The organism is Vibrio sp. S457-15, assembly GCF_000960545.1.
In the GTDB taxonomy this organism is placed as follows: Bacteria; Pseudomonadota; Gammaproteobacteria; order Enterobacterales; family Vibrionaceae; genus Vibrio; species Vibrio parahaemolyticus.
Map to the genome: position 1 here is coordinate 47,504 of NZ_JYOQ01000119.1, position 6,000 is coordinate 53,503.

Sequence of the window (6,000 nt, forward strand, 5' to 3'; positions counted from 1 at the left end):
CAGGTCAAGTAGACTTGTTCGAATTTTTCACCCACAGTGGCAGAAGTGAGATGATGGTGGTGAGGACTGCGGATGATTTTGAGATATTAGTCGGTAGCTAGTAGCCAGTTTTCAATACCAGAACTTATTTATGAATAGCTAAATTAGCAAACTCCCTAAAACAGAATTGTCCAAAAGAGAGTAAAACAGCTTTCTTAAAAGAAAGCTGTATATCTAGTTCTAATGTCATGTTTGAGATGTTCAAGGTGTCTAAGTTGGTATTCTGGTGTTACGCGTGTTTCTCTCAATCAGGGTTTTAAAATCAAGAATCTTCTTCTGATTTCTGAGCTTAGTTATGGCTTGAGCGTCATCGACGACACAAATCCCTGCTGCCGTGTTTTGACAAAATTTCGAAGCGAGGCAACGCACCTCTATGACGGCAGTTTTATCTCGGCGATGCGCTTGTAAAGTCAGGAGCGATTTCGGTTCGTCATACTCAATGAATTCGTAGTCTCGAAACAGTAAAGCAAAACTCACCGCCGCTGCTTCGGCGTCTGTAGCGGGAACGGTGGCGTAATGGCTTCGGGTGATAGGAACGGAGTGAATTGAGTAATCATCATTGAGTAACACCGATAAGTTTGGATGCATGTCAGCAATATGGCCTTGAATGTAGTCTCTGCGTATATCTTGATAAAATTTCTGGTATTGGAAGTACGAGAGCGTAATGCCGTGGCTAATATCCCAATTGTTATCTCGTAGTAAATCGCTAAAACAATAATCATCAATCTTCAGCAGTTGCTTGAAGTTGTCAAAACCACCCAACGTCCGTTGGATTTGTTTTTGGCTCACACCACGCTCGAGCAGGTCGGTTTCATTGAGATAAGGTTCACTGCGCAGAATCGTGGTGACCAGTTCAATTAGACCGATGTCCACGGCACTGATACCTTGCATCAGAAGCGGCGCAAAGTAGTCTGAATGGGAGTAAGCTAGGCCTTCATCGAGTGCAGAAATGACGCTGAGGCGTATAGGGTTAGTCATCATCATGGTTAAACTCCTAATTAAGAGAAAAGAGGACTTGTCAGTCTTGGAGTAGTGTCATAGCCTCGATAGGTCAGCCAGCGGAAGTAAAAACGAATGGCGTCAATACGCTGTTTTTGCTCTTTGTGGCATACGTTAGATTGTCGGAGTGACTCACGATATTGGCGAATGTCTCGCGTCTGTATGTATAGCCTTTCATTGCTGCTGGAGTGGTTGTCGTCAACGAAGCGTAAAAACTGATGAAGGTAATCTGCAATCTGATTGAGTCTGAATCGAGGTATTCCTGAATGCTCGCGCTCTTCCATCAATTCACTTAACCAGTTGAGGTATGGATAACGAATGTCCTCTTCTGCGTTGCACAAATCTAAAGAGGGCAAGGTTGGGAAATCGTCTGTTGACGGTTTGTGTTTGTAAGCACGAACCACAGGAAAATTTTTAGCCATTAAATGGATTTGCACTAATAATTGCTGACTCAATGACGGAGAGTCGGGAAGGTCATGGGGGTTGTTTTTGAAAAAGCACTTAGCTTGTAAGCGCACTGCTTTCGCTCTGCTTATTGCATGTTGTAGTTCATCTGTTTTCAGTGCCACAAAATAATGAGACCTAGTGTGGCCTGAGATTCTTAATGATAATGGCGGTGTGATTTTGACTTGATAAATGCCATGCTGATTGGTGGAAATATGATGGGCGCGAAGCTGACGGTGTTGTTTTACTCCGATGTTTCCGTTTTGACGGGGCAGGGCAAGACATCCTTTTCGACGTAAGCGGCGCAGTGCTTGCATTTCACTAAAGCGAGGATGTTCGCTGATGGGTTTTACCTCAAATTGGCTTAAGTGAGTTTGATGTAAGTTCGAATTTGGCATAGGCGTGATTCCTTCTTGGCTGAATTTAGGGTGCAAAAATCCGCACCCTTAAATCGTTAAGGCTGTAAAAATTGAGGGTTTTAGTTGAGTGTTAAGCTGTAAGTAGGGAAATGATTAGCTTAACGTTAAGTGACAAATGAATTATGCGATGAGCTTTTTTGGTTGACCATATTGCCCAGCAATTGAATAGTGCTTGCCCGTTGATTTAACAATGTACTCGCTCCAGCATTTGTGGATCTCATACCGTTCTTCGAGGTATTTTGCGCTATTGTACGAGGCACGAGTGGTATTGCTGTCCAGGTGAGCTAAGCACATCTCAATCGCATCCACTTTGAAATCCGTATTCTCATTCAGATAGGTACTCGCTATTCCTCTAAATCCATGACTCACTAATCGGCCTTTGAGTGTAGTCAGATTGAGTGATGAATTGACCGCATAAGGACTGATGTGCGGATGTTTGGTATTGGGTTTGTCTGATGGGAACACATGCACCTCATCACCAGATATCGGCTTCATTAATTCTAAAATGCCAAGGGTGTACTCGTTTAACGGAACAAGGTGCTCACGTACACATTTAGTATAGAAATTGGGTACTATCCAAAGCTTGTTCTCAAAATCAATGTCACACCAGCGCATAGATGCTAGTTCAAATGCACGTGTCATGGTGTGGAGTTGCATTTCAAAAGCGCATCGCGTCACGAGTTTCATGTTGTGGTTCGACATGATGCGCATGACGTCTTCTAGTTCATCTGGCGCAACAGACGGCATGTGAACCACCTTCGATTTCTCAAACTCGTCCTTTATGTCTGCTAAGCAATTGCTTGCAATGTAACGTCGATTGACAGCAAAACGCATCACTTGGTTGGCTAACGAACAAGCTCGTTTAACATTTTCAAGTTGCCCTTTGGCTTGAAGAGGGCTTATAACCTCGATCACCCCAGTTGTTGTAATGAAGCTGAGAGGCAAGTTACCTAGTCTAGGATACAAGTGTCGCTTGAAAAATAGCCGCTTACGATGAGAGGTTCTTACGTGTTCTTTTATGCGTTTTATCTCTTCTTCCCCAAAGTTTGTACCGTTTTTTTTGGCCTCTTTGCGAGCCTCTTCAAGAAGCACGTTACGCCTAGTTGTCTCTTTAGCTTCGTCTCGTTCAAGCATACGCTCTGCTACCACTTTAAACGTCAATCCGTTTTCGAGATCACGGTCCAGCTTTTGCTTTTCTCGATATACTTTAGGGTCGATGTTATTGGCCATTTGTATACGAAGCTCTTGGGCTGTTTTACGCACTTCTGCAAGTGTTACGTTTGGGTAAGATCCCAGCCCCATTTTTTTTCGCTTTTTCGTGATAAGGTCAGTGTAAATAAATTGCCAATTTTTTGAGCCGTTTTTTCGGACTCGAAGATAAAGATTGCCACCATCGGAAAGCGAGTATTCTTTATCACTTGATGCTGCATTTTTTACTTGTGTGTTACTTAATCTATTGATACCAGCCATGCTGTTATCCTCCATTTATTTGAGTGTTCCCCTTCAAGTTAACAACGGTTTTAGGGGGACGCAAGGGGGGGGGGCGGAGCTGTGAGATGTAGTGAGATGATGTGATGTTGAAAGAGATTTAAATTATTTTAAATCAATGACTTATAGTTAAATTTGGCGCTTGGTGAGATGGTGTGAAACGTAATTGGTAATTCTTAAGAGTGATTCCCAACGCTTGGCATTTTTCATTCCATCGTTGGGTTTTGTGTTTACGGTGGTATGGTTAGGTTCAGTGGTAGCGTTGCTCACACCTTAATGCGGCGTTATAGCTTAAGAAGAAAATGAGAAGTGAGGTTTGTATGAATAGCACCGATATAGAACAACTAAAAAGAAGAATGGAGATATTTTCAACACTATTAGATGTCGAGAAGTATATTGCCGATGGGATTATGAGCCGTTATAAAAATACTAAAACTCAGTTTGTTATTCATTGCTCTAAAGATGAACTACCGGAAGAGATTAATGCTCGGGCTAACAAGCTACAAGTTATATCAAACAAAGATAGGTCGACTACCTTGGTTTTGGGACTGAATTTAAAAGTCAGAAAATAGCGTGCGTTGGAAAAAAGCTATAACAAACTGTTTAAGAGTGATTCGCAACGCGTGGCATTTTTACTATGCGTTGCGGTTGGTGTTTAAGGTGGTATGCGGGAGCCTCGGCATTGCGTTGCTCACACCTTAACAGGGCGTTAGCCCACAGGCGTCAGAACTAGCGAAGGATTATGATGAAAGGTCAAATAGTAGAATGGAATGATGCTAAAGGTTATGGGTTTATTTCGTCTGTTGATGGAAATCTGAAGGTATTTTTCCATATTTCATCTATCACAAATCGCGGTTATCGCCCTAAAGTAAAAGATAGCGTTACTTTTGATATCGCAGAAGATAAAAAGGGACGCTTCAATGCTGAAAATGTGGTAGTGCAAGGCGTCAACGGGTTCCCTTATACAGTGCTATTTGGCTTTAGCTTCTTGGTTGCTGCAACAGCATCGATAGTAGTTTTTAACGGTGAAATACTACTAGTTCCTTTGTACTTGTGTTTGAGCATATTTACATACTTTATGTTTGCTTGGGATAAGCAAGCAGCACAGAATGGTAGTTGGAGAACGTCAGAAAGTACATTGCACATGCTGTCGTTGGTCGGTGGTTGGCCAGGAGCACTATTAGCTCAGTTTCAATTGCGACACAAATCAAGGAAGCAACCTTTTAAGTTTATCCTTTGGATTACGATTTTCATCAACATTGGTGGTTTTGTTTGGTTGTTTAGTGAATCAGGACAACATTTAACCCAGAGTATTTTAGGGGCGTTTTAATCAATAAAAACTCGTGAATTAATGTGGGCTAACAAAGCGTTTAAGGCAGATTCCCAACGCTTGGCGATTTCAGTTCAAAGTTTGGATTAAGTGTTTATGGCACAATAGGTTAGGTTCAGTGGTAGCGTTGCTCACTACTTAACGCGGCGTTAGCAGACAAAAGTAAATCAAGGAAGAGGGTACGTTATGTCTGATAAAGTAATTAAGTCTTCAACAGCTACAATTCAAGTCGGTGCGACTAAAGCTGATGGGAAATTAGAACTTACTAAGTCGGATTTAATTTTTATTCCGTACAACGAAAAGTTGGGTTTTGGTCCATATCAATTAAAGCGCCAAGACATTGCTGCCGTAGCTAAGTGCTTGGGCAAAGGTGGTGGTGTAATTCCAATCACTACGGATGCATTTCGTATAAAACTAGCCAACAATACGTGTTACGAGTTTATCGTAGCGAAGCCAGATCAATGGATAGAAGCACTCGGTGAAATTGTCAGCTAACAAACTGTTCAAGAGTGATTCGCAACGCGTGGCATTTTCACCATGCGTTGGTTTTAGTGTTTAAGGTGGTATGCGGTAACTTCGGTATTGCGTTGCTCACCCCTTAACAGGGCGTTAGGCTTTTGGAGAAATATTCAACATGGTTAAAAAGGGTATGCTTCTTCAGCTATTGGATGAACTCCGAAAGCTAGAGGAAAAAGGTTGTGAGTTTACCGCTAAAGAAGTGGCGGAATCAGTCGGGTACAGTGTTAGCTCTGTAAACAAGTACTTTAACGAAAAGCTCAAGGGCGAGTACATTGTTAAAGTGAGTCGTTCACTCTGGAAATGCAGCGGTATTAACAAACTCTCCAATGACGAGTTTTTCAGGCTCATGTCCCAGAGTTTGAATACACAGTCCAAATCACCTGATGAAATTCTCTCGGATCAACTAATAAAAAGAAGTCATGATGCTTTTACATTAGCGCTTGAAGTTTATAACCGTCCAACATTGGGGAATCGGGTTGAAGCATTTACCATTATGATGGTAAATTGTTCTGCTCCAGTCAGACTGGACACTTCATTAAGCGACATTTTGCTGTTCAAAGTTAACTGGGCTTAGATACCCAAGAGTACTGTGCCTTCTCGTCTTATTATAATCAACCTCTATGTACTCGAAGACCGTTTGGCGCATCTCATCTCTGGTCATTATTGGTTCGTATTGAATCGCTTCCACTTTCATCGAATGGAAGAAGCTCTCAACACAGGCATTGTCCCAGCAGTTTCCTTTCCTGCTCATACTTTGTTTTA

At 42.0% G+C, this 6,000-nt stretch carries 8 protein-coding genes; 4 read left to right on the forward strand and 4 right to left on the reverse strand.

The window, feature by feature from the left end; all coding sequences use genetic code 11:
- Window positions 1–249 precede the first annotated feature (249 nt).
- From UF05_RS11075 to UF05_RS11085, 3 genes are all read right to left on the reverse strand, one after another.
- Entirely contained in the window at window positions 250–1,023 is a 774-nt protein-coding gene (locus UF05_RS11075; protein WP_045545257.1) for a hypothetical protein, read from the reverse strand.
- A gap of 14 nt (window positions 1,024–1,037) precedes the next feature.
- Window positions 1,038–1,880, reverse strand: coding sequence for a hypothetical protein (locus UF05_RS11080; RefSeq protein ID WP_045545258.1), 843 nt, complete (start codon window positions 1,878–1,880; stop codon window positions 1,038–1,040).
- Between the two features lie 141 nt (window positions 1,881–2,021).
- Window positions 2,022–3,371: a tyrosine-type recombinase/integrase gene (locus UF05_RS11085; RefSeq protein WP_045545259.1), complete on the reverse strand. Its 1,350-nt coding sequence runs from the start codon at window positions 3,369–3,371 to the stop codon at window positions 2,022–2,024.
- Between the two features lie 338 nt (window positions 3,372–3,709).
- Between UF05_RS11085 and UF05_RS11090 the strand changes: the two genes are divergently transcribed.
- From UF05_RS11090 to UF05_RS11105, 4 genes are all read left to right on the forward strand, one after another.
- Window positions 3,710–3,961 (forward strand): hypothetical protein, encoded by a 252-nt coding sequence (locus UF05_RS11090; protein WP_045545260.1) that lies wholly within the window; start codon window positions 3,710–3,712, stop codon window positions 3,959–3,961.
- A gap of 173 nt (window positions 3,962–4,134) precedes the next feature.
- Window positions 4,135–4,719: a DUF1294 domain-containing protein gene (locus tag UF05_RS11095; RefSeq protein ID WP_045545261.1), complete on the forward strand. Its 585-nt coding sequence runs from the start codon at window positions 4,135–4,137 to the stop codon at window positions 4,717–4,719.
- Window positions 4,720–4,905: 186 nt separating this feature from the next.
- Window positions 4,906–5,214 carry a hypothetical protein gene (locus UF05_RS11100; RefSeq protein WP_045545262.1) on the forward strand — a complete coding sequence of 103 codons (309 nt, stop codon included), beginning with the start codon at window positions 4,906–4,908 and terminating at the stop codon, window positions 5,212–5,214.
- 139 nt (window positions 5,215–5,353) lie between these two features.
- A complete protein-coding gene (locus UF05_RS11105; protein WP_045545263.1) occupies window positions 5,354–5,812 on the forward strand; it encodes a DUF3644 domain-containing protein in 459 nt (152 codons plus the stop codon).
- Here UF05_RS11105 and UF05_RS24585 read toward each other — a convergent pair.
- Window positions 5,774–6,000, reverse strand: a 227-nt coding sequence (locus UF05_RS24585; protein WP_045545802.1) for an IS3 family transposase, incomplete at its 5' end; no start/stop codon positions are given. The genes UF05_RS11105 and UF05_RS24585 overlap by 39 nt on opposite strands.

Coding starts and splice junctions, on each gene's coding strand:
- UF05_RS11100 (WP_045545262.1), top strand. CDS start 4,906: ATGTCTGATAAAGTAATTAAGTCTTCAACAGCTACAATTCAAGTCGGT.
- UF05_RS11095 (WP_045545261.1), top strand. CDS start 4,135: ATGAAAGGTCAAATAGTAGAATGGAATGATGCTAAAGGTTATGGGTTT.
- UF05_RS11105 (WP_045545263.1), top strand. CDS start 5,354: ATGGTTAAAAAGGGTATGCTTCTTCAGCTATTGGATGAACTCCGAAAG.
- UF05_RS11085 (WP_045545259.1), bottom strand. CDS start 3,371: ATGGCTGGTATCAATAGATTAAGTAACACACAAGTAAAAAATGCAGCA.
- UF05_RS11090 (WP_045545260.1), top strand. CDS start 3,710: ATGAATAGCACCGATATAGAACAACTAAAAAGAAGAATGGAGATATTT.
- UF05_RS11080 (WP_045545258.1), bottom strand. CDS start 1,880: ATGCCAAATTCGAACTTACATCAAACTCACTTAAGCCAATTTGAGGTA.
- UF05_RS11075 (WP_045545257.1), bottom strand. CDS start 1,023: ATGATGATGACTAACCCTATACGCCTCAGCGTCATTTCTGCACTCGAT.